Raw genomic sequence first — 21,760 nt, 5'->3', positions numbered from 1 at the left:
CGCCCCCGGCAGCCCCCACCTTCCGTACGGCACCCGCGTGCCGCGCGCGGCCGGACCGGACCACGGACACCTCCGGCCGCGCGCCCCCCTCTTCCCCCCTCTTCCCTCTTCCTTCCCTCTTCCGCTCTCTCCCCGAAGGACCCCTCCGATGTCCGAGGCACAGCCCTCACCCGCACCCGGAGCACGCGGCGTCGCCGCGGCCATGAGTGCCCTGATCCTCGCGGTCCTGCTGGCCGCCCTCGACCAGACGATCGTCTCGACCGCACTGCCCCGCATAGCCGAGGACCTGAACGGGTTCGACGACATCGCCTGGGTGAGCGCGGCCTATCTCCTGGCCTCCACCGCGGTCACCCCGCTGTGGGGCAAGCTCGGCGACATGTTCGGGCGCAAGCGCCTGTACCTGGCCTCCACCTCGGTCTTCCTCGTCGCCTCCGTCGCCTGCGGCCTGGCGCAGAACCTGCCCGAACTGATCGGCGCGCGCGCCCTCCAGGGGGTGGGCGGCGGCGGCATGATCGTGCTGACCTTCGCGCTCGTCGGCGACATCGTCGCGCCCGGCGAACGCGGCCGCTACCAGGGCATGTTCGGGTCCGTCTACGGTGTCGCGAGCATCGTCGGACCGCTGCTCGGCGGCATCTTCACCGACCAGCTGTCCTGGCGGTGGGCCTTCCTGATCAACCTGCCCATCGGCGCGGTCGCCCTGGTCATCGCCGCCCGCGTGCTGCCCGCCGGTGCCAAGGGCGCCAAGGCCCGTATCGACTACGTCGGTTCACTGGTGCTGGCCGCGATCGCCACCGGCATCGTCCTCGTCACCTCCTTCGGTGAACGCTGGGGCTGGACCTCGCCGGCCATCCTCGGCCTGGTCCTGGCCACGGTCGTACTGGCCGTGCTCCTGATCCCCGTCGAGCGCCGCGCCGCCGCCCCGGTGCTGCCGGTGGCCATGCTCACCTCCCGCACCGTGGTGTTCTCCTCGCTGATCGGCTTCGTGGCCAACGCCGCCATGTTCAGCGTCCTGGTCTACCTGCCCACGTACCTCCAGGTCGTCGACGGGGTCTCGGCCACCCTGTCGGGCGTGCATCTGCTGCCGCTGGTCGCCGGACTGGTCGTCAGCCAGTCCCTGGCCGGGCGCTGGGCCGCCCACGCCGGACGGCTGCGCCTGATCCTGGTCTCCGGTCTGCTCGTCAACCTCGCCGGGCTGCTCCTGCTGGGCACCGTCGGCGCCGGCACCGGCACCGTCGTCCTCGGCGTCTACTTCCTGATCACCGGCGTCGGCATGGGCATGGTCCCGATGGTCGTCCTGACCACGGTGCAGAACAGTGTCCCCGCCGCCGACCTCGGCGCCGCGAGCGCCGTCGTCACCTTCGCCCGCTCGATCGGGGCGGCCTTCGGTGTCGCTGTCTTCGGCACCCTGCTCTCCACCGGCTTCGCCCACGGCGTCCGCGCCCTGCCCACCGGCGGCGGCTTCGACCCGTCCCGCCCGGACACCATCGGGCGGCTCCCCGGCGCGCTCCGCGACACCGCCCTGGACGCCTTCGCCCACGCGACGAGCACCGGCTTCCTGTGGATCGCGCCCACCCTCGCGGTCGGCACCGTCCTCGCGCTCGCCCTCGGGCGGCCCCGCGCGGCCACGGCACCGGTCACCGGCAGCGCCGCCGCCGCGGACAGCGACGACCGGGCGGCGGTCGCCTGACCGGGCCCGCGCGCCCCTTCCCCCGGCCGGCGGTGGAGCGGGCGCGGAAACGCCGACGGGACCGGACCTCAAGAGGTCCGGTCCCGTCGGCGCGCTTCAGGAGGCGGCGCCCCGCGACCGCCGCCCGGTGCGGGCGATCAGCCACATCAGATACGGCGCCCCGACCGCCGCCGTGAGGACGCCCACGGGCAGTTCCACGGGGTGGAAGAGGCGCCGGGCCAGCAGGTCGGCGACCACCACGACGAGCGCGCCGGTCAGCGCCGAGGACACCAGCGGGATCTGCGTGGTCCGGGTGAGCCTGCGCGCGATCTGCGGGGCGAGCAGGGCGACGAAGTCGACGGGCCCGGTGGCCCCGGTCGCCACCGACGTCAGGACGACGCCGAGCGCGGTGAGCCCGAGCCGGACCCCGTTCAGGCCGATGCCGAGGGCGCGCGCGGTGTCGTCGCTCAGCGACGCGCCCCGCTGGGCGCGGGACGCCCACACCACCGCGGGCAGCGCGCAGAGCAGGACGAGGGCGAGCGGGCCCGCCTGGTCGTAGCCCCGGCTGTTGAGCGAACCGGTCAGCCACACCTTCGCCTGCTGGGCCACCACCACATCGCCCTTGGTGAGGACCAGTTGCGTCAGCGAGCCCAGCGCCACCGACACACCGATGCCGATGAGCACGAACCGCGACGCGTGCAGCCCGCGCCGCCAGGCGAACACATACACCAGCAGCGCGGCGGAGAGGCCGCCCGCCACCGAGACATAGGGCAGCGCGTCGTGGGCGACCAGGCCGAAGCTCATCGCGGTCACGGTGGCGAGCCCCGCCCCGTGGGTGACACCGATGACGTCCGGACTGGCCAGCGGATTGCGGGCGACCGTCTGGATCGTCGCGCCCGCGATGCCGAACGCGGCGCCCGCGAGCAGCCCGACCACCAGGCGCGGCAGCCGCAGCGTCCCCACGACCAGCTCGTCCGGGCTGGGCTGCCCGAGCACCACCCGGACCACCTCGCCCGGCGCGACGAAGGACTCGCCGGTGCACAGGTACGCCACACAGGCGCACGCCAGCAGGACGGCCAGGGCGCCCGCGACGAGGACCGCCCGGCGGTGCACGAGGACACTGGCCCGCCGCACCCGCAGCGCGGCGTGCCCGGCAGGCGCGTAGGACACGGATCCGGTGCGGTTCACGCGGCCACCGCCGCGCGCCGCCGGACGAGGGCGATGAGGAACGGCACACCGAGCACCGCGGTCATCACGGCCACCGGGACCTCCGAAGGGGGGAAGACGACGCGGCCCAGCACGTCGGAGCAGAGCAGCATCACCGGCCCGAGCAGCGCGGCCAGCGGCAGCACCCAGCGGTGCGAGCCGCCGACCAGGGCGCGGGCCAGATGCGGGACGGCGAGGCCGGTGAAGGCGATCGGGCCGACCGCGGCCACCGCCGCGCCGGTCAGCACGGTGGCGCCGAGCGCGCCCAGGGCCCGTACCCGGACCACGCGGTGGCCCTGCGCGCGGGCCGCCTCGTCGCCGAGCGCGAGCGCGTCGAGCCCGCGGGCCAGCATCACCACCAGCACCGCACCGGCCAGCAGGAACGGCCAGATCTCGGAGACGACCGCGCCGCCGCGCCCGTCGAGCGAACCGACCTGCCAGAACCGGAACTCGTCCAGGACACGGGCCCGGGTGGTGGCGACGCCGGAGACCACCGAGGCGAGGAACGCGTTCATCGCGGCCCCCGCGAGCGCCAGTTTGACGGGACTCGCCCCGCCCCGGCCACCGCTGGCGACGGCGTAGACGGCCACGGCCGCGACGACGGCGCCCGCGAAGGCGAACCAGACGTAGCCGGTCGTCGAATGCACGCCGAAGAAGGCGATGGCACACACCACACCGGCCGCGGCGCCCTGGCTGACACCGAGGACGCCGGGCTCCGCGATCGGGTTGCGGGTGATGCCCTGCATCACCGTTCCGGCGAGGGCGAGCGCGACGCCGACCAGGACACCGAGCACCGTGCGGGGCACCCGCAGGGCCCTGACCACCTGGGCGTCGTCACTGGTGCCGCCGTGCAGCAGGGCCTGGAACACCGTGCCGGGCGCGATCTGCCGGCTGCCCACCGCGAGGCTCAGCAGGACGGAGCCCAACAGCAGGATCGTTCCGGCAAGCAGCCAGGCCGCTCGGCGGCGGTTGGGGGGCGACATGGGCCGCGCTCACTCTCTCTCGTCCGGATCGGTCCGGGTCCGGCCGGTCCGCGTCCGGCTCGGTCCGGGTCAGGGCTTCAGATACCTCTGGAGGTCGTCCAGGACCGAGTCGGCGGCGGTGACACCGAGTCCGAGGTACCAGGTCTCGTCCGGTACGTCGTAGGCGTGCCCCGCCTTGACCGCCTTCAGGTTCTTCCACAGCGGGTTGCCGCGGGCCTTGCTCCGGGAGGTGGCGTCCGGGTTGCCGTAGACACCGCTGAAGATGTAGTCGGCGTCGGCCTTGTCGATGTTCTCCGCGCTGATCTCCGCGGCCAGGTCGGCGATGTCCTGGTTCTTGGGCCGCGGCACACCGACGTCCTTCAGGATCGTCCCGATGAACGAGTCGTTGGCGTACAGCCGGATCACACCGTTGGGCATGTAACGCACCATGGACACCGACGGCTTGTGCGCGCCGAGCTTCGCGCCCAGCTCGTGGGCCCGCTTCTCGTACGCGGCCAGCGCGGCCTTCGCCTGCGCGGTGCGGTCCAGCGCGGCGGCGTTCAGCAGGTAGTTCTCCTTCCAGGTGAAGCCGGGCCGGATGGAGAAGACGGTGGGCGCGATCTTCGACAGCTCGTCGTAGGAGTCGGCGGCGCGCAGCTGGCTGCCCAGGATGAGGTCCGGCTTGAGCCCCGCGATCGCCTCCAGGTTGAGGCTGTTGATGGTGCCGACGCTCTTGGGGGCGCCCGCGCCCTTCAGATACGAGGGCAGGTGCGGCGAGCCCTCGGTGTAGGCGACGCCGACCGGCTTGATGCCGAGGGAGACGACGTTGTCCAGCTCGCCGACGTCCAGGACGACCACGCGCTCGGGCCGCTTCTTGAGTTCGGTGGTGCCCATCGCGTGCTTGATGGTGCGCGGCCACTGACCGGGCTTGGCGTCGGTGCCCATCGCCGCGGTCTTCTGGGCGGCGCTCCCGAACTCCTTGCCGCCCTTCGCCACCGACTTCGAACCGCCTCCGGCGGAGGAACTGGAGGAGGACTTGTCGCCGGAGGAGTCACCGCCGCCGCACGCGGAGACCGACAGAGCGGCGACGACAGCGAGAGCGACAGCGACAGGGGCGCGGCGCCGAAGGGACATGTGCACTCCACAGGGGACTTTGCAGCAGTAAGGATAGGTTCACCTTACATGGGCCATGTGTGTCCGCCATGAGCTGCCTGTCACCCTCCCACCTGCACCGTTCGGCCGGTTCCGGCGGGTCCGGGGGTGTCGCGTCCGGACCCGCCGGAACCGGCCGGGGTTCAGGCCGTGGCCGCTTCCGGCTGGGCCTGCGGCTGTGCCGGGACGGCCGGGGACTGCGCGGCGGCGTCGTTGGCCGTGTAGAAGACCGACGTGCCCTGCTTGGAGCGGTGCGCGTGGTTCTTGGCCACGAGCCCCTCCAGGGTGGTGCGGACGACGGTGGTCTTGACGCCGCGTTCCGGGTGGGCCTTGTCGAGCGCGGCGGTGACCTCCGCCGCCGAGCGCGGCTCGGTCTGCTCCGTGAGGTGACGGCGGACCAGTTCCACCAGCGTGGGCTGACCGGCCCCGGCCCCGGCCCCGGCCCCGGCCCCGGCCTTGGCGGTGGCCTTCGTGGTGGCCTTCGCGGCGGACTTCGTGACGGCGGGCTTGGCGGCGGGCTTGGCGGCCGTCGACTTCGCGTTCGCGGGCTTCGCGGTCGCGGACTTGGCGGTCGAGGGCTTGGCGGTGGTCGCCTTGGTGGCCGCCGTCTTCGAGGCGGCCGGCTTGTCCGCCGTGGCCTTGTCTGCCGTGGCCTTCTCCGGAGCGGACTTCTCCGTGGCGGGCTTCTGGGCCGCGGACTTGGACACCGCCGCCTTCTTGCTCGTGCCACGGGCCGGAGCGGCGGCCTTCTTGCCCGCCGCGGGCTTGGCGGCGGACTTGGCCGTCTCGGTCTTGGCGGCGGCGGACTTGGCCGTCTCGGTCTTGGCCGTGCTGGACTTGGCTTCCGGCTCGGCCGCGTCCGTGCCGACCGCGTCCGTCTTGGCGGCGGCCTTCGTGGCGGTCTTCGTGGCGGTCTTCGCCGGGCCGGACTTCGCGCCGCCGGGCTTGGCCGTACCCGCCTTGGCGGAAGACGCCTTGGCGGCAGTCGTCTTGGTGGCGGTCGCCTTGGCGGCGGCCGACTTGGTCGCGCCGGTCTTGGCCGCGGTCCTGCGGCGCGGGGCGGGCACGGTGCCGGTGGCCGTCTCCGATGCGGCCGCCGAGGGTGTCTCCGACGCCGCGCGGTCCGAGGCCGCCGCGGCCTTGCCGAGCGCCTGCTGCATGTTCACCAGCACATCGTGGTCACGCCGCAGCACCGTCAACTGCTCCTGAAGTGAAGCGATTTCGGCGCTGATACGGTCCTGCTCCCGCAGGTTGCGCTCCAGATCCCCGGTCACCTGTGCGGTGTACTGCGCCGCCAGGTCGGGCGAAACGGTGGGTTCGGGCATGGTGTTGGCCTCTTCTCGTGGTGCCGCGGTTGGCTGGGACGCGACTTGACGTCGAATTGTGGATTATGGGCCATGCGGCTGGTGGCAGCGTAGTGGATCGGGCAAAGAGGCACCTTTCGAAGTCACGGGACACGGCCGGGGGCCGGGGTGTTCTGACACTTCCCCGGCCCCCGACGCACATGCCTCGTCGTGTCCGCTCAGGACGGATCGGCGGTGTCGTGCCGGTGTTCCACCGCGGTGCGCGGACCCGGCACCGTGGCGACCTCGGCGCTCTCCTCGCGCACGGGTCCCCGCTCGCGCCGCAGGGCGACCAGGCGCCGCGCCAGCGGCTCCGTCCAACGGGCCGTCAGCGGACCGAGGATGACCAGGATCAGCACATACGCCGTGGCCAGCGGGCCGAGCGACGCCTCGGTGCCCGCGGTGACCGCGAGCCCGGCGATGACGATGGAGAACTCACCGCGGGCGACCAGGGTGCCGCCCGCACGCCAGCGGCCCTTGGCGGAGATGCCCGCCCGCTTGGCGGCCCAGTAACCGGTGGCGATCTTCGTCAGTGTGGTGACGGCGGCCAGGGCGAGGGCGGGCAGCAGCACCGGCGGGATGTCCGCGGGGTTGGTGTGCAGTCCGAAGAAGACGAAGAACACCGCGGCGAACAGGTCGCGCAGCGGCGACAGCAGATGGTGCGCGCCCTCGGCGACCTCACCGGACAGCGCGATGCCGACCAGGAAGGCACCGACTGCGGCGGACACCTGGAGCTGCTGGGCGACACCGGCGACCAGCAGGGTCAGGCCCAGCACGACCAGGAGCAGCTTCTCGGGGTCGTCGCTGGAGACGAACCGGGAGATGTGCCGGCCGAAGCGGACCGCGAGCAGCAGCACCAGTCCGGCGACACCGAGGGCGATGCCCAGGGTGACACTGCCCGCCGCCAGACCGCTGCCCGCGAGCAGGGCCGTCACGATGGGCAGGTAGACGGCCATGGACAGGTCTTCCAGGACGAGGATGCTCAGCACGACGGGTGTCTCGCGGTTGCCGAGCCGGCCCAGGTCGCCGAGCACCTTCGCGATGACTCCGGAGGAGCTGACCCAGGTGACACCGGCGAGCACGACGGCCGCGACCGGTCCCCAGCCCAGCAGCAGTGCCATGAGGGCACCGGGCAGCGCGTTGAGGGTGGCGTCGACGAGACCGGCCGGGTACTGGGTCTTGAGGTTGGAGACCAGATCGCTGGCGGTGTACTCCAGGCCGAGCATGAGCAGCAGCAGGATGACGCCGATCTCGGCGCCGATCGCCACGAACTCCTCGCTGGCGCCCAGCGGCAGCAGCCCGCCCTCCCCGAAGGCGAGACCGGCCAGCAGGTACAGGGGGATCGGGGAGAAGCGCAGCCGCCCGGCGAACCGGCCGAGCAGACCGAGCCCGAGGAGGATCGCACCGAACTCGATGAGGAAGACAGCGGAGTGCATGTGCTCACTCCCGCCCGAGTATTCCGGCGGCAGCCTCCACGCCTTCGTGGGTGCCGATGACGATCAGCACATCACCGCCGGCCAGCCGGAAGTCGGGCCCGGGGGAGGGCACCGCCTCGGCCCGGCGCAGCACGGCCACGATGGACACCCCGGTCCGGGTCCGCATCTGCGTGTCGCCCAGCAGCCTGCCGTTCCAGTACGAGGTGGCGGACAGGGTGATCCGTTCGGCCACCAGTCCCAGTTCGGTGGTCGACAGCAGGTTCGGACTGTGGTGGGTCGGCATCAGGGCGTCGATGAGGCTGTCCGCCTCGCCCGGGGTCAGCCGTACCGAGAGCGCGCAGGCGTCGGCGTCGTCCTCCTGGTAGGCGCTGAGCGTCCGGGTGCCGTCCCGGTGGGCCACCACCGACAGCCGGCGCTGCTCCCGGGTCGTCAGGTCGTACCGCGTGCCGATCCCTGGCAGCGGTGTGTTGCTCATGCGTACAGCTCCCACGCTCTGTCTCCCTCGTTCGTCCGCGGCTTGACCGATTCTTTGCCAACCGCCTGGGACACCCTAACGACCGGACTTCGCGCATGGGGAGGCCGGTCGCCGGGCCGGGGAGGGGGACGGACCTGTGAAGGGGGCCGTGACCTGGTGCGAAGCGCCTCAGGCGTTCGGGTCGAACGGGATTCCGGAGGGCATGGAGTGGGCGAGGGCGTACGCGAAGTCGCCGTCCTTGATCTTGATGGTGGCGGCGCCGAAGTCCGCGCCCATCAGCTTGTCGCGCAGCCCCGCGGGATAGCCGTTCCAGCCGACCAGGCGCGGGAAGAACCAGCCGCCCGTGACGTTCTCCGGGGGGTCGTCGTTGGTGTTGGCGAACCGGAAGCAGTGCGTGGAGACGCCGTCCTTGTGATAGACGATCTTGGGGTGGGTGCCGTCGAACCGCACCGACGAGGCGGCGGCCACCTGATAGCCGGAGTGCTGGGACACGGAGACGAAGCGCACCTGGTTGTCGTTGATCCACACCACCACGTGCTCCCAGTCATGGGTGTGCCCGATGGCCGCGGGGCCCAGGGTGGCCTGGTCCTTCTCGAAGTAACTGGCGTACACGACCGCGCACCAGCCGTTGTTGCACTTCTCCCGCGAGTACGTGTTGGCGTTGGCCAGTTGGGGGTAGTCGTGGCAGTGCCCGTTGACGTCGCCGCCGAGCCGCAGCCCCGGGTTGAGGGTGCCGTCGGCGCCGATGGCCGCCGTGGCGTAGCAGCCGTCGCCGTCGTAGTCGTAGGCGGGGGAGAAGGTCTGCTCCAGGCCGTCGGCGTTCTGCGGCAGCAGGGTGAGGACGGCGGCGTCGGCGCCGCCGGGGAACGCCACGGCCAGGGCCAGCGCTCCGAGCAGGGCGGGCAGCAGGGCGAGGCGGCGGCGCGGGGCCCGCCGCGGCGACCGGCCGCGGACCCGTGCGGTGTTTCTCCTGGACGACGCGATGCCGCGCATACCAACTCCTGGGCCGTGGGACGGAAGCGAAGGAGGCGCTGAACTCCAGGAAGCGGAACCGGTCGTGACGCGCCATCAAATTAGCCGTCGCCCGGCTGGCGGCGCAAGGGTGTCGGGGCCCGGCCGGACGACCCGCGGGCCCATAAGGTGTTTGCGAAACCTGTGTGACACATGTTTCCGTTCAGTGGGATCGCCCGCCCAGGGGGCACACCTCGACCGCCACATACTCAGGAAAGGTCACACACATATGACACCCTCCGGCCCGTCCCCGTCCCCGTCCCTGTCGCCGTTCCCGGCCGCCCGTGCACCCGGCTGCCCCTTCGACCCGCCGCCGTCCTACGCGCGGCTGCGGCAGGAGGCGCCCGTCCGGGTGCGGATCTGGGACGGGAGCACCCCGTGGCTGGTCACCCGCCACGGCGACATGCGCGCCGTGCTCGGCGACCCCCGTTTCAGCGCCGACCCCTCCCGGCCCGGCTTCCCCTCGCCGAGCGCGGGCTTCAAGGCGCTGGGCGCCGCCGAGGTCCAGGCGTTCGTCACCCGGGACGACCCCGAGCACGCCCGTCAACGACGCATGCTGACCGGGCACTTCACGGTCCGGCGGACGGCCGCGCTGGCGCCCCGCATCCAGGAGATCATCGACGGGCTGCTGGACCGGATGGCGGCCGTCGGCCCGCCGGCCGACCTGGTCGAGGACTTCGCGCTGCCGATGCCCTCCCTGGTCATCGGTGAACTGCTCGGCGTGCCCCCCGCGGACCAGCCGCTGTTCCAGCGCGCGGCCCGCGCGATGATCGCCCGGGACAGCGGCGTCGCCGAGTTCACCGCGGCCCGCACCGAACTCGCCGATTATTTGACGGAGTTGATCGCCCACAAGGACCGGTCGCCGGGCGACGACCTGCTCAGCTCCCTGGTCGTGGAGCGGGTGCGCGGCGGCGCCCTCGACGCCGCCCTCCTCGTGGAGATCGCCGTGTCCCTGCTGGTCGCCGGGCACGAGACGACCGCCAACATGACGGCGCTCGGCACCCTCGTCCTGCTCGGCGACCCGGACCGGCTCGCCCTCGTCCGCGACGGCGAGGACCCCGCCCGGGTGGCGACCGCCGTCGAGGAACTGCTGCGGTACCTCACCATCACACACAGCGGACTGGCCCGCGTCGCCACCGAGGACGCCGAGGTGGGCGGCCGGCTGGTCCGCGCCGGCGAGGGTGTGATCGTGGCGAACGCGTCCGGCAACCGCGACGCCGCCGTCTTCACCGATCCCGACCGCTTCGACCCCGCCCGTACCGAGGTCCGCCGCCACCTCGCCTTCGGGTACGGCGTCCACCAGTGCCTCGGCCAGAACCTGGCCCGCACCGAACTGCAACTCGCCTACCCCGCGCTGCTGCGCCGGTTCCCGGATCTGCGGCTCGCGGTGGACGCCGACACCGTCGCGTTCAAGGACGACATGCTCATCTACGGCGTCCACGAACTGCCGGTCACCTGGTGACATCCCCCCGCACGGAGGACCCCATGCACCACCCCTTCGCCCCCCACCCCCGCAACCGCCCCGCCCCGGCCGGACCGCCGGTCCCGTTCGACCCGGAACCCGCCGCCTTCCTGGACGGCCCCGCCGTCCCGCCCGGCGCCGAACCGTCCTCGCCGGCCGACGTCCCCCGCTGGCGCGACCTGCTCGCCCGGACGTCCCCCGACCCCACGGACGAGGAACTGCGCGACGGCGGCGCGTTCGAGGTGCATGAGCGGTACGTGCCCGGCCCCGCCGGGGCGCCCGCCGTCCCGGTGCTCGTCGCCCGCCCCGCCGGGGCGCCCGCCGACGCGCCCGTCGTCTGCCATCTGCACGGCGGCGGCATGATCGGCGGCACCCACCGCACCGGAGTCGCCGGCATCCTGCGGGAATGGGCGGCGCCGCTGGGCCTGGTGGTGGTCTCCGTCGGCTACCGGCTCGCGCCCGAACACCCCTACCCGGCCGGTGTGGAGGACTGCTACGCGGGCCTGCGCTGGACGGCCGGGCAGCTCGGCGGGCCCGGCGGCGGCCCGCGGCGGATCGTCCTGGCCGGCGGCAGCGCGGGCGGCGGCCTGGCCACCGCGGTCGCCCTGATGGCCCGCGACCGGGGCGGCCCCGCCCTCACCGGCGTCCTTGCGATGTGCCCCATGCTCGACGACCGCAACGACACCGCCTCCGCCCGCCAGATGACCGGCCGCGGCGTATGGGACCGGTACGCCAACGACGTGGGCTGGGCGTGCCTGCTGGGCGAGGCCCGCGGCAGCGCGGACGTACCGCCGTACGCGGCCCCCGCCCGCGCCACCGACTGGTCCGGGCTGCCGCCGTTCTACGTCGACGCCGGGGCGGCCGAGACCTACCGCGACGAGACCATCGCCCTGGCGGACGCGCTCTGGCGGGCCGGCGGTGACGCCGAACTGCACGTCTGGTCGGGCGGCTTCCACGGCTTCGACCAGCTGGTGCCGGACGCCGCCGTCTCCCGTGACGCCCGCGCGACCCGCGTACGCTGGCTGCGCCGGATCCTCGCCCGCTGACCCGCCCGGCCGGTCCCCGCGCGGGACCGGCCCGGCCGGTGCGCCCGGCGGCCTGCTCAGCCCTGGAGGGCGTAGAAGTGCATCGGGGAGTTCGGGCGGAAGCCGATGCGCGGGTAGACGGGCGCCCCGGCGACCGTCGCGTGCAGCGTGGCGCGGGTCAGGCCGGTGGCCCGTGCGCCCTCGTGCAGCGCCTTGCGCGTCACCGCCTCGCCGTAGCCCCGGCGCTGCCACTCGGGGTCCGTGGCGACGAGCACCACGAACAGGCGGCCGTCCGCCTCCACGGTGGCCGCGCACGCCACCGGGACACCGTCGCGCAGTGCCAGATACGCGTACACGTCCTCCTTCCACAGAGCGGAGCCGAGCAGCCCGTCACGACCGTCCTCCAGCGGGAATCCGTAGGCGCGCGAGTTGAGGTCGGCGTAGGCCCGCAGATGGTCGTCCGTGGTCACCCTGGCGAACGTCAGCTCGGGGTGGGCCGGTTCCGGCAGCGGCAGGATGTCCCCGGCCATGCCGGTGCCGGGGAAGGCGTGCACGAGGCCCGCCCGCTCGGCCGCCGCGGGCAGCGCCGCGCGGGCCGCGTCGTCGAGCAGGTCCTCGAACACCCAGAGGAAGCCCGGGTGCTCCTTCTCCCGCATGATGTCCGCCGCCCGGCCCAGCCGCTCGGCCAGCAGGTCCGCGTCCGCGCCGACGTCCGTCAGCGTGACGGCGTTCCAGAAGGCGAACCGGCAGTCGGCCCAGCGGACGGCGATCCCCGGCAGATCCCGTACGTCCGCCGCCGGATCCCGGTCGAGCACCATCGCACGCCACACGGAGGCGAGCTGCTCCATGGATTCGATCGAGTCAGCGAGATCCGCCACTGGACCACCTCATTGCCTTGATGTGCAGAAACTCTCCGAGTACAACACGGCCGCCGGCCGCGCCGTGGTTCACACACATGCCGTGCCTCACAGCGGCCGACCGCCCGATCGCGAGGGACGGCGCGCTAGGTTCGGTGCCGACAGGGGCGGCCGGTCGGGGAGGTGCAGGGCACGGTGGAACGCGGTGCACGGGTGGTCAGGTCGACGGCGGACGTCTGCGAGACGGACGCGTCCGCCTACTGGACGGACGCGGTGTGCAGCGCGTTCGTCCCGGTCCGGGTGCGCCCGACCGCACCGGCACCGCTGCACGGCCGGGTCGAGCACGTCAACCTCGACGGCCTCGGATTCACCCTCGTACGCTCCGGCGCCCAGCGGGTCGACCGCACCCGTACGCTCATCGCCCGGGGCGGCGGCGACGACGTCCTGGCCAACATCCAGCTCACGGGCGAGGGCCGCGTCGGGCAGGACGGCCGGCGGGCGCTGCTGACCCCGGGCGCCATGACCCTCGTCGACAGCACCCGGCCGTACACCCTGGAATTCACCGGGCCGTTCTCCCAACTGGTCGTCCAGGTGCCGCGCGACCGGATGGCCCGCCGCTCCCTCGCACGGGCGACGGCGGTGGCCCTGGACCCGGACGGACCGGCGCGGCTGGTCGCCGACTTCCTCGTCGGACTCGAACGCCGGCAGCGCGCCGACCCGCGCGCGGCGGCGTCCCTGGTGCCGCACGCCGCGGGACTGCTGGACTGCGCGGCGGGCTGGGCCCAGGAGGCGACCCCGGGGCGGGCGTCCGCGAGCGCGCTGACCCGGGAACGCGTCCACGACGTCCTGCGCCGGCACGCCCAGGATCCGCGCCTGGACGCGGACACGGCCGCCGCCGCGTGCGGGATCTCCCGGCGGACCCTGTTCCGCGTCCTCGCCGAGCACGGCGAGTCCTTCGGCGCGCTGCTGCGGACCCTGCGCGTCGACCACGCCCGGCGGCTGCTGCGCGCGGCACCGGAGCGCACGGTGGCCTCGGTGGCGTACGCCTGCGGGTTCGGCGGCGAGTCGCAACTGCACCGGGCCTTCCGCGCGGTCACCGGCCTCACCCCCGGCGCCTACCGTGCCGGAGCGGTCCTCGCGGCGGACGGCACGGATCGTCAGTAGCCCCGGCACGCGGAGCCGGTCGGGGCCCGCCGCCGCTGCCTAGGCTCGGCGGCACGGCGGCACGGCCTCCTTCCCCCGGCCGCCGTCCCCTCCCCGTTCCTCGTCACGAGAGAGCACCAGGATCCGCGATGAGCACCACCACAGAGACCACCGCACCCGCCGAACCGACCGCCTTCGGCGGCAGGCTGCTGATCGGCGCGACCGGCGCGGGCGCCGTCGCCCTGCTCCCCGCCTACCTCTCCGCGCTGCGCGCCCACTTCACCGGCACGGTCACCGTCTTCATGACCCACACCGCGACCCGCTTCCTGCCGCCGCACACCGTCGCCCTGTTCGCCGACCGCGTGGTCACCGGCGAGTCGGCGGACACCTGGCCGCGCGACAACCACGTGAGCCTGGCGGCGGAGCACGACCTGGTCACCGTCCTGCCCGCGACCGCCCACACCCTCTCGGCGGTGGCCACCGGAGCCGCGCCGCACCTCTTGGCCGCCACCGTCCTCCAGGCCACCGCCCCGGTGGTGTTCTTCCCGGTGATGAGCGCCGAGATGTGGGACACGGCGGCCGTACGGCGCACCATCGCGCAGATCCGCGCGGACGGCCACGAGATCGTCGACCCGGTCCGGGGCAGCCGCTACGACGTCGGCCTCGGCACCTTCGTCGAGGGCCCCATGCCGGTGCCCCCGCCGCGCTTCGTGGAAGAGGTCCGCACCCGCATGCAGGCCCGCGCCCGGCAGGCGGCAGCGGCGGCGGCCTGAGCCCCGCGGGCGGCAGGCGGCCCCGTTGTCAGTGGTGGCTGCGACCCTGTGCGGTATGGACGAGCAGGACTTCATGCGGGGCCGGGTCTACGGAGCCGATCACGAGGACGCCGCACCCCGGCACGGGCGGCGCTACGCGCAACTGGTGGCCGGGCCGCTCGACGGCCTGCTGCTGGACGTCACCGACCGGCCCGCGCACACCCGCCCGGACGGTGTCGTCCTGCGCACCGAGATAGGCCGCTACGGGCCGGGCGGCCGGACCCACTACGCGCCGCGCCCCACCGACCCCGACCGCTTCGACTGGCGCGGTGACCTGCCCTGAGGGGTGCCGCGGCCGCTCTGCCCCGAGGCGCACCGCGGCCGCGCCGCCCACCCGACTTCATCGGGCACGGAATGTCGGGTCGGGCGGCTGGCTCGCCGCCTAGCGTGAAGAGCACAGGAACGGAAGGGGACCCGGAGTGCTGGAGCGGCTCAACCAGGCCATGGAACACATCGAGGAGCACCTGTCGGACTCCGTCGACGTGACGGTCCTGGCGCGGATCGCGGCCACCTCGGAGTACCACCTGCGCCGGATGTTCTCCTCGCTGGCGGGCATGCCGCTGTCGGAGTACGTGCGGCGCAGACGGCTCACGGTCGCGGGCGCCGAGGTGCTCGCCGGGCGCGCGGCGCTGCTGGACATCGCGGTGCGCCACGGCTACGGCTCGGGGGAGGCGTTCGCACGGGCGTTCCGCGCCATGCACGGCGTCGGACCCGGCGAGGCCCGGCGCACCGGCTGCGCGCTCGTCTCCCAGCCCCGGCTGTCCTTCCGGCTCGTCGTCGAAGGAGAGAGCAGCATGCGCTATCGCGTGGTGGACCGGCCGGACTTCACCGTCGTCGGTTTCAAGGCCCGGCTGCCCCTGGTGCACCTGGGGCCGAACCAGCCGATGACGGAGTTCGTCCGGGGGCTCGGCAGAGGGGCCCTGGAGCGGCTGGCGAAGCTGTCGGACCAGGAGCCGCAGGGGGTGGTCGCCGTCTGCGACGGCATCGACCCCTCGCGGACCGAGGGCACCGAGTTCGACTACTACCAGGCGACGGTCACCTCGGCCGCCGTGCCCGAGGACATGACCTCGCTGCCGGTCGCGGCCGGCACCTGGGCGGTGTTCAACGCGTCCGGCCCGGCACCCCGGGCCATCCAGGAGCTGTGGCGGGACGTGTTCACCCAGTGGTTCCCCTCCAACCCGTACCGCAGCCGTCCCGGACCCGAGATCCTGCGCGTCCGGACCCAGGAGGGCGGGGCCGGGGCCGACGCCGAGCTGTGGCTGCCGGTGGAGCGGGAACAGGGCTGAACCGCTCAGCGTCCGGCCGGGACGGCGCGCGCGGTGGCCGCGCGCAGCCCCGGCAGGCCGATGAACTCGGTGTGGGTGCCCGCGCTGCCGCACGCGAACGCCCCGGCCACCGCGCCCGCCCGCACACACTCCTCCAGCGGGCGCCCCTCGAAGAGGAAGCAGAGGAACGCGGTGACGAAGGCGTCGCCCGCGCCATTGGTGTCCACCACCGGGCGCTCGGGACGCACCGCGGGGAAGTGCCGGACGCGGTCCTCGCCGCGCACCAGCAGACGGCAGCCGTCGGCGCCGTCCGTGGCGACGGCGAACCGCGCCCTGCCCTCCCCGACGACCGAGCGCAGCACCGCCTCCACCCGGCCAGGGAGCGCCGCCGCGCTCAGGAAGACGTAGTCGGAGGCGAGGGCGTACGTACGGTGGTGCGGATCGCGTCCGTCCCAGTCGTGCAGGTCCGTCGAACTGGTCACGCCCAGCCGGTGGATGTCCTCGTACATGTCCCGGTTGTGGCCGACGATCGACAGATGGACGTGGGCGGCGCGCTCCAGGAAGGGCAGGTAGAAGTCGCGCGGCAGCCGCAGACCGGCGGGGTGCCGTCCGTCGTAGAAGGAGAACCGCCGTCCCGCGGGGTCGACGAGGTTGGCGGCGCGCGGGGTGCCGTGCGGGGAGACGACATGGCTGAAGTCCAGGCCGTGGCGCGCGTAGTGGGCGAGCACCGTCCGGCCCTGCGGGTCGTCGCCGAGGAAGTCGACGAACTTGGTCCGCAGGCCCAGCGCGTGCCAGCCCAGCGCCACCCCGTTGCCGGTGTGCCCCACGTAGTCCCGCAGCGGCTGCACGAAGACCGAGTCGCCCGGCGGCACCCGCAGTTCGGGGACCCGCACGACGGTGTCGACCCCCACCCCGCCGACCACCAGCACGTCGTAGCCGTCCGCGCGCCGCTCGGCGGCGGCCCGTCCGGAGCCGGTCATGTGCTCACCCCTTCGCTGCCGGGAGCGAGTCAACCTCAAGAATGCCCGGCCTGCAATGAGTTGCGGAAAATTTCAGAAACACCTTGCCGCGGGGGCGACGGTGAGGGCGAGGGCGGGGCCGTGTCGGGGGGCCGGGGCCGGGGCCGGGGCCGGAGCCGTGTCGCCGGGGACGCCGTGACCACAGGCTCGCGTATCGTCGGGGCGGTGGTGATCCGCGCGGGAGCCGTCGGGGGCGCCCCCGCCCTCCCCGGGGCCCGCCGCCCGTGCAACGGCGACCACAGCAAGGTGCATCTGTTCCCATGACCTCCCGTGTCCTCGTCACCGGCGGCGCCGGCTTCATCGGCTCCGCCTACGTCCGCGCGCTGCTCGGTCCGTCCGGGCCGCCCGGGGCGCAGGTGACCGTGCTCGACCAGCTCACCTACGCGGGCAGCCGGGCCCGCCTGGAAGCGGTACGGGGCCACAGCGGGTTCACCTTCGTGGAGGGCGACGTGTGCGACGCGGCGACCGTGCGGCGGCTGGCCGCCGGATGCGACGACATCGTGCACTTCGCGGCGGAGTCGCACGTGGACCGCTCGATCGAGGACGGCTCCGGCTTCACCCGCACCAATGTCACCGGCACCCAGACCCTGCTCGACGCGGCGCTGCGGCACGGCGTGCGCACCTTCGTGCAGATCTCCACCGACGAGGTGTACGGGTCCCTGCCCGAGGGCGCCGCCCGCGAGGACGACCCGCTGCGCCCCAGCTCGCCCTACGCGGCGTCCAAGGCGGCCGCCGACCTCATCGCCCTCGCCCACCACCACACGTACGGCCTGGACGTCCGGGTGACCCGCTGCACCAACAACTTCGGGCCCTGGCAGCACCCGGAGAAGGTGGTCCCGCGCTTTGTGACCGCGCTGCTGACCGGCGGGAACCTGCCGGTGTACGGCGACGGCGCACAGGTGCGGGACTGGCTGCACGTGGACGACCACGTACGCGCGGTGGAGCTGGTGCGCACCGGCGGGCGGCCGGGGCGGATCTACAACGTCGGCGGCGGGACCGCGCTGGCCAACCTGGACCTCGCGCACCGCCTGCTCGACCGGTGCGGCGCGGGCCCCGACCGCATCAGCCATGTCGCGGACCGGCCGGGGCACGACCGCCGCTACGCCGTGGACGACGGCCGGATCGCCGCGGAACTCGGCTACCGGCCCCGCGCCGGGTTCGAGTCCGCGCTGACCGCGACGGTCGACTGGTACCGCGCCCACCGGTCCTGGTGGGAGCCGCTGCTGACGGCGCGCGGAGCGGGGGAGGGCACGGGAGCTTCGGGCACTCCGGCCCACCGGCCGGGCGCGTAGGGGCCGTTCGGCTGCCCGGCCCCGCGGCCGGGGACCGGAGTGCGGTGAAACGGCGACGAACATAGCAGCGCCGTCATTCTTGCGAAAGACCTTGCGGCGGTCCCGGGCGGGCGTACGCCTGCCCAAAGGGAGTCTCTGCGCGAGGGGTTGACCGGTGCGGAAGCGGCGCCGTACGGTCACGGCCGCAAACTCTTGCAGCAAGAACCAGCATGCGGCAGGAGTCCGCACGGCCTGTTCCGGCAAGGCGCGTTGCCGTTCGAGGCCGCTCCGGTGTCACCCCCACCCACGAACTGGAGGAACCATGGCCAGAAGGACCGTGGCCGCCGCGCTCGCCGCCCTGGCGGGAGCCGCTGCGGCCGTCACGGCGCCCGCGCCGGCGCAGGCCGCCGCGCCCGGCGGCAAGGACGTCACGGCGGTGATGTTCGAATGGAACTTCGCTTCCGTCGCCAAGGCGTGCACCGACGAACTGGGCCCCGCCGGATACGGGTACGTCCAGGTCTCCCCGCCCAACGAGCACATCCAGGGCAGCACCTGGTGGACGGCGTACCAGCCGGTCAGCTACCGGATCGGCAGCAAGTTCGGCGACCGCGCCGCGTTCAGGAGCATGGTCGGCACCTGCCACGCGGCCGGTGTGAAGGTGGTCGCCGACAGCGTGATCAACCACATGGCCGACGCCTCCGGCACCGGCACCGCCGGGTCGTCGTTCAGCAAGTACGACTACCCCGGCACCTACTCGGCCGCCGACATGGACGACTGCACCTCGCCCGTCACGAACTACGCGGACCGGTGGAACGTCCAGCACTGCGAACTGGTCGGCCTGCCCGACCTCGACACCGGCGAGGAGTATGTCCGCAGGACGATCGCCGGATATCTGAACGACCTGCTCTCCCTGGGCGTCGACGGCTTCCGGATCGACGCCGCCAAGCACATCCCCGAAGCGGACCTCGCGGACATCAAGTCCCGGCTGACCGACCCCGGCGCCTACTGGAAGCAGGAGACCATCGGCGCGGCCGGCGAGGCGGTCCAGCCGTCCGAGTACTACGGCACCGGCGACGTCCAGGAGTTCGGCTACGCCTACGACCTCAAGCGGGTCTTCGGCAACGAGAACCTCGCCGAACTGAGGAACTTCGGTACGGCATGGGGACTGCTCCCCTCGGACAGGGCCGCCGTGTTCGTCACCAACCACGACACCGAACGCGGCGGCGGCACCCTCACCTACAAGGACGGCGCCCGCTACACCCTCGCGCACGTCTTCATGCTGGCCTGGCCCTACGGCTCGCCGGACGTGCACTCCGGCTTCGAGTTCAGCGACAAGGACGCGGGCGGACCCCGGGACGGCCAGGTGAACGCCTGCTACACCGACGGCTGGAAGTGCCAGCACGCCTGGCGCGAGATCGCGGGCATGGTCGGGTTCCGCAACACCGCCGCGGGCGCCCCGGTCACCGACTGGTGGGACGACGGCGGCAACCGGATCGCCTTCGGCCGCGGCGACAAGGCGTACGTCGTCATCAACCACGAGGGTTCCGCGCTGACGCGGACCTTCCGGACCTCCCTGCCCGCCGGTGACTACTGCGATGTGCAGAGCGGCAGGGGCGTCACCGTGGACTCCGCCGGACAGTTCACCGCCACCCTGGGCGCCGACACCGCGCTCGCCCTGCACACCGGCGCCAGGACCTGCGGCGGTTCGGCCGGCGGCGGTGACGGTGACGGCGGGACCACGGCCACCGGGGCGTCGTTCCATGTCGACGCGACCACCCGGTGGGGCCAGAACATCTATGTCACCGGCGACAACGCCGCGCTCGGCGGCTGGGACCCCGCCAGGGCACTGAAGCTGGACCCGGCGGCCTACCCGGTCTGGAAGCTCGACGTCGCGCTGCCCGCCGGAACCGCCTTCCGGTACAAGTACGTCCGCAAGGACGCCGACGGCCTCGTCACCTGGGAGAGCGGCGCCGACCGTACCGCGGCCGTCGGCCCCACCGGACTGCTCGCGCTGAACGACACCTGGCGCGGCTGACCGCCCCGGGCGCGGGTACTCAGCAATCCCCTGAGTACCCGCGCCCATGTGCCGCGCGGTGCCGCCGACAAGACTGGCGCGGAGACTTCCGGCCACGAGGAGACATCACCATGCGCCACGTCCGACGTGCGGCCGCCCTGGCCGCGATAGCGGCCACGGCCTTCGGCACGCTCACGGCTTGTTCGATGCAGGACGCCGTCTGCGGTGGCGGAGAGTACCCGGTCGCGCCGGTGGGCAGCACTGGCGGCGCCTGCGTCCCGAAGGACGAGGAGCCGCCCAAGGGCTACGTCCGCTACCCCGAGGGCAAGGTGCCCGAGAAGGTCGGCGACACCTGGGACCAGTACTGGGAGACCCATGTGGTCGACCGGGACGGCACCGTCAGGAAGGCCCCCGCGGACGAATAGCCCGGCCGCGGTCCGGGCCGGACCGCCCGGCGCGACGGCTCCCGTCAGGGGCCCGTCGTCGCCCGCACCTTTCCCACGGCGCATCGCGAGTGCGGGTCGCCGGAGTCCGGATCCGTGGACGGGCCCGCCGCACCGGGGCACGCGGCAGGCCGCCCGTACTCGCGCAAAAGTCCGCACACGTAGGCGACTTGACCGATTCCTCGTATGCTGCGGCGAGACCTCCGGTCCGAACTGCCGTGCGGTTTTCCGCCGGGGGTGCTCCGGCCGCCGCCGCGGCCGGGGAGACGACGGCCGGCGTGCGCGCGCCGGGAACACGACATGAGGTGGGGACATGCCGGGAGCAAGGACCTGGGGAGTGACCGCCGCTTCGGCGGTCCTGCTGTGCTGCACCCTTCAGGCGGGGCCCGCGGACGCGGCCGCCGCGCTGCCGCTCTGCCCGACCGTCTTCGGACACGGCGGCTACCCCACGGGAGCCGACCCCTGGGACCGCGACCAGGTGCGCCAGCCCAATCACCCCAAGGGCCTCGCCCAGCAGAAGAGCTGGGGCGCGGGCGGTGTGGAGGCCGACCTCCAGCTCACCCGGGACGGCACCAAGGGCGTGATGTGGCACAACACCACGACCAACGGGCTGACCGGCACCCGCAAGCCCGTCACGGAGCTGTGGTGGGCCACCGGCGCCGACCAGCTCAAGGGGCGGACGATCAGCCGCGGGCCGTACAAGGGCGAGACCGTCTACACCTTCCGCGCCTGGCTCGACGACGCCAAGGCCAAGAACATCACTCCGCTGGTGGAACTCAAGGGCGAAGCCAAGCAGTCGCTCCTCAACAGCGACTCGGCGATCCGGGAACGCGCCTGGGCCGAGGTCGTCGCGCCCATGAAGGAGCGCATAGCCGGCCAGAAGATCATGATCTACACGCGCGACAGCGCGCTGAAGCCCGAACTCGACAAGCGCCTCAAGGCGGCGGGTCTCGGCGCCACCCTCACCGGCCACCCCAGCTGGATCGACAGCGTCGGCTGGGAGGAGCCGCCGCCCGCCGCCTCCGGGAACCACGCGGCCTGGCAGGCGGCCTGGACGCGGCTGGGCTCGCCCACGACCAGGGTGTCGGTCGCCACCTCGTACACCAAGGACCTCACGGCCTGGCTGAAGGGCAAGTGCGTCTGACACCCCGGCGACACCCTCGGTGACACCGGGGGTGCCCCCCCCTGACGGGACGCG

Annotated in this window: 20 protein-coding genes; 11 read left to right on the top strand and 9 right to left on the bottom strand. The window is 73.4% G+C overall.

Annotated elements, in window-relative coordinates; genetic code table 11:
- Positions 1-148 precede the first annotated feature (148 nt).
- Positions 149-1,687, top strand: a complete 1,539-nt coding sequence (locus B086_RS0105710) for an MDR family MFS transporter (protein ID WP_018565445.1) — start codon at positions 149-151, stop codon at positions 1,685-1,687.
- A 96-nt stretch (positions 1,688-1,783) separates the two neighbouring features.
- Here the strand turns inward: B086_RS0105710 and B086_RS0105705 are convergent, their stop codons facing one another.
- From B086_RS0105705 to B086_RS0105675, 7 genes are all read right to left on the bottom strand, one after another.
- Positions 1,784-2,854 carry a FecCD family ABC transporter permease gene (locus tag B086_RS0105705; RefSeq protein WP_018565444.1) on the bottom strand — a complete coding sequence of 357 codons (1,071 nt, stop codon included), beginning with the start codon at positions 2,852-2,854 and terminating at the stop codon, positions 1,784-1,786.
- Positions 2,851-3,855 carry a FecCD family ABC transporter permease gene (locus B086_RS0105700; protein ID WP_026252140.1) on the bottom strand — a complete coding sequence of 335 codons (1,005 nt, stop codon included), beginning with the start codon at positions 3,853-3,855 and terminating at the stop codon, positions 2,851-2,853. The genes B086_RS0105705 and B086_RS0105700 overlap by 4 nt, the downstream gene beginning before the upstream one ends.
- 69 nt (positions 3,856-3,924) lie before the next feature.
- The gene (locus B086_RS0105695) at positions 3,925-4,968 is read right to left on the bottom strand and encodes an ABC transporter substrate-binding protein (protein ID WP_018565442.1); all 1,044 of its coding nucleotides are present in this window, start codon (positions 4,966-4,968) and stop codon (positions 3,925-3,927) included.
- A gap of 161 nt (positions 4,969-5,129) precedes the next feature.
- Positions 5,130-6,311, bottom strand: coding sequence for a hypothetical protein (locus tag B086_RS0105690; RefSeq protein WP_018565441.1), 1,182 nt, complete (start codon positions 6,309-6,311; stop codon positions 5,130-5,132).
- A 197-nt stretch (positions 6,312-6,508) separates the two neighbouring features.
- Positions 6,509-7,765: a cation:proton antiporter gene (locus B086_RS0105685; protein WP_018565440.1), complete on the bottom strand. Its 1,257-nt coding sequence runs from the start codon at positions 7,763-7,765 to the stop codon at positions 6,509-6,511.
- 4 nt (positions 7,766-7,769) lie between these two features.
- Positions 7,770-8,240 (bottom strand): cation:proton antiporter regulatory subunit, encoded by a 471-nt coding sequence (locus B086_RS0105680; protein ID WP_018565439.1) that lies wholly within the window; start codon positions 8,238-8,240, stop codon positions 7,770-7,772.
- Positions 8,241-8,408: 168 nt separating this feature from the next.
- Positions 8,409-9,233: an NPP1 family protein gene (locus B086_RS0105675; protein ID WP_018565438.1), complete on the bottom strand. Its 825-nt coding sequence runs from the start codon at positions 9,231-9,233 to the stop codon at positions 8,409-8,411.
- A 247-nt stretch (positions 9,234-9,480) separates the two neighbouring features.
- Here B086_RS0105675 and B086_RS0105670 point away from each other — a divergent pair, with 247 nt between their 5' ends.
- Positions 9,481-10,713, top strand: a complete 1,233-nt coding sequence (locus B086_RS0105670; RefSeq protein ID WP_018565437.1) for a cytochrome P450 — start codon at positions 9,481-9,483, stop codon at positions 10,711-10,713.
- A 23-nt stretch (positions 10,714-10,736) separates the two neighbouring features.
- On the top strand, positions 10,737-11,759 hold the full coding sequence (locus B086_RS0105665) for an alpha/beta hydrolase (RefSeq protein WP_018565436.1): 1,023 nt from the start codon (positions 10,737-10,739) through the stop codon (positions 11,757-11,759).
- A gap of 56 nt (positions 11,760-11,815) precedes the next feature.
- Here the strand turns inward: B086_RS0105665 and B086_RS0105660 are convergent, their stop codons facing one another.
- Positions 11,816-12,616 (bottom strand): GNAT family N-acetyltransferase, encoded by an 801-nt coding sequence (locus B086_RS0105660; protein ID WP_018565435.1) that lies wholly within the window; start codon positions 12,614-12,616, stop codon positions 11,816-11,818.
- Positions 12,617-12,790: 174 nt separating this feature from the next.
- Between B086_RS0105660 and B086_RS0105655 the strand changes: the two genes are divergently transcribed.
- The 4 genes from B086_RS0105655 (at position 12,791) to B086_RS0105640 (ending at position 15,836) form a co-directional block, all read left to right on the top strand.
- On the top strand, positions 12,791-13,759 hold the full coding sequence (locus tag B086_RS0105655; RefSeq protein WP_234021029.1) for a helix-turn-helix domain-containing protein: 969 nt from the start codon (positions 12,791-12,793) through the stop codon (positions 13,757-13,759).
- 128 nt (positions 13,760-13,887) lie between these two features.
- On the top strand, positions 13,888-14,511 hold the full coding sequence (locus tag B086_RS0105650) for a flavoprotein (protein ID WP_018565433.1): 624 nt from the start codon (positions 13,888-13,890) through the stop codon (positions 14,509-14,511).
- Positions 14,512-14,566: 55 nt separating this feature from the next.
- The gene (locus B086_RS0105645; protein WP_018565432.1) at positions 14,567-14,833 is read left to right on the top strand and encodes a hypothetical protein; all 267 of its coding nucleotides are present in this window, start codon (positions 14,567-14,569) and stop codon (positions 14,831-14,833) included.
- A 136-nt stretch (positions 14,834-14,969) separates the two neighbouring features.
- A complete protein-coding gene (locus B086_RS0105640; protein ID WP_018565431.1) occupies positions 14,970-15,836 on the top strand; it encodes an AraC family transcriptional regulator in 867 nt (288 codons plus the stop codon).
- A gap of 5 nt (positions 15,837-15,841) precedes the next feature.
- Here the strand turns inward: B086_RS0105640 and B086_RS0105635 are convergent, their stop codons facing one another.
- Positions 15,842-16,795 carry a carbohydrate kinase family protein gene (locus tag B086_RS0105635; protein ID WP_018565430.1) on the bottom strand — a complete coding sequence of 318 codons (954 nt, stop codon included), beginning with the start codon at positions 16,793-16,795 and terminating at the stop codon, positions 15,842-15,844.
- 299 nt (positions 16,796-17,094) lie between these two features.
- Here B086_RS0105635 and rfbB point away from each other — a divergent pair, with 299 nt between their 5' ends.
- The 4 genes from rfbB (at position 17,095) to B086_RS0105615 (ending at position 21,706) form a co-directional block, all read left to right on the top strand.
- Positions 17,095-18,126 (top strand): dTDP-glucose 4,6-dehydratase, encoded by a 1,032-nt coding sequence (gene rfbB / locus B086_RS0105630; RefSeq protein WP_018565429.1) that lies wholly within the window; start codon positions 17,095-17,097, stop codon positions 18,124-18,126.
- A gap of 301 nt (positions 18,127-18,427) precedes the next feature.
- Positions 18,428-20,140, top strand: coding sequence for a carbohydrate-binding module family 20 domain-containing protein (locus B086_RS0105625; protein ID WP_026252138.1), 1,713 nt, complete (start codon positions 18,428-18,430; stop codon positions 20,138-20,140).
- Between the two features lie 110 nt (positions 20,141-20,250).
- Positions 20,251-20,544, top strand: a complete 294-nt coding sequence (locus B086_RS0105620; protein ID WP_018565427.1) for an SCO0607 family lipoprotein — start codon at positions 20,251-20,253, stop codon at positions 20,542-20,544.
- A gap of 355 nt (positions 20,545-20,899) precedes the next feature.
- Positions 20,900-21,706 carry a hypothetical protein gene (locus B086_RS0105615; protein WP_018565426.1) on the top strand — a complete coding sequence of 269 codons (807 nt, stop codon included), beginning with the start codon at positions 20,900-20,902 and terminating at the stop codon, positions 21,704-21,706.
- Positions 21,707-21,760 lie beyond the last annotated feature (54 nt).

The sequence above is a fragment of the Streptomyces sp. PsTaAH-124 genome (assembly GCF_000373685.1).
In the GTDB taxonomy this organism is placed as follows: domain Bacteria; phylum Actinomycetota; class Actinomycetes; order Streptomycetales; family Streptomycetaceae; genus Streptomyces; species Streptomyces andamanensis.
Note: the sequence above shows the minus strand (reverse complement) of the source record. Positions and strands in the feature narration are given on the sequence as shown.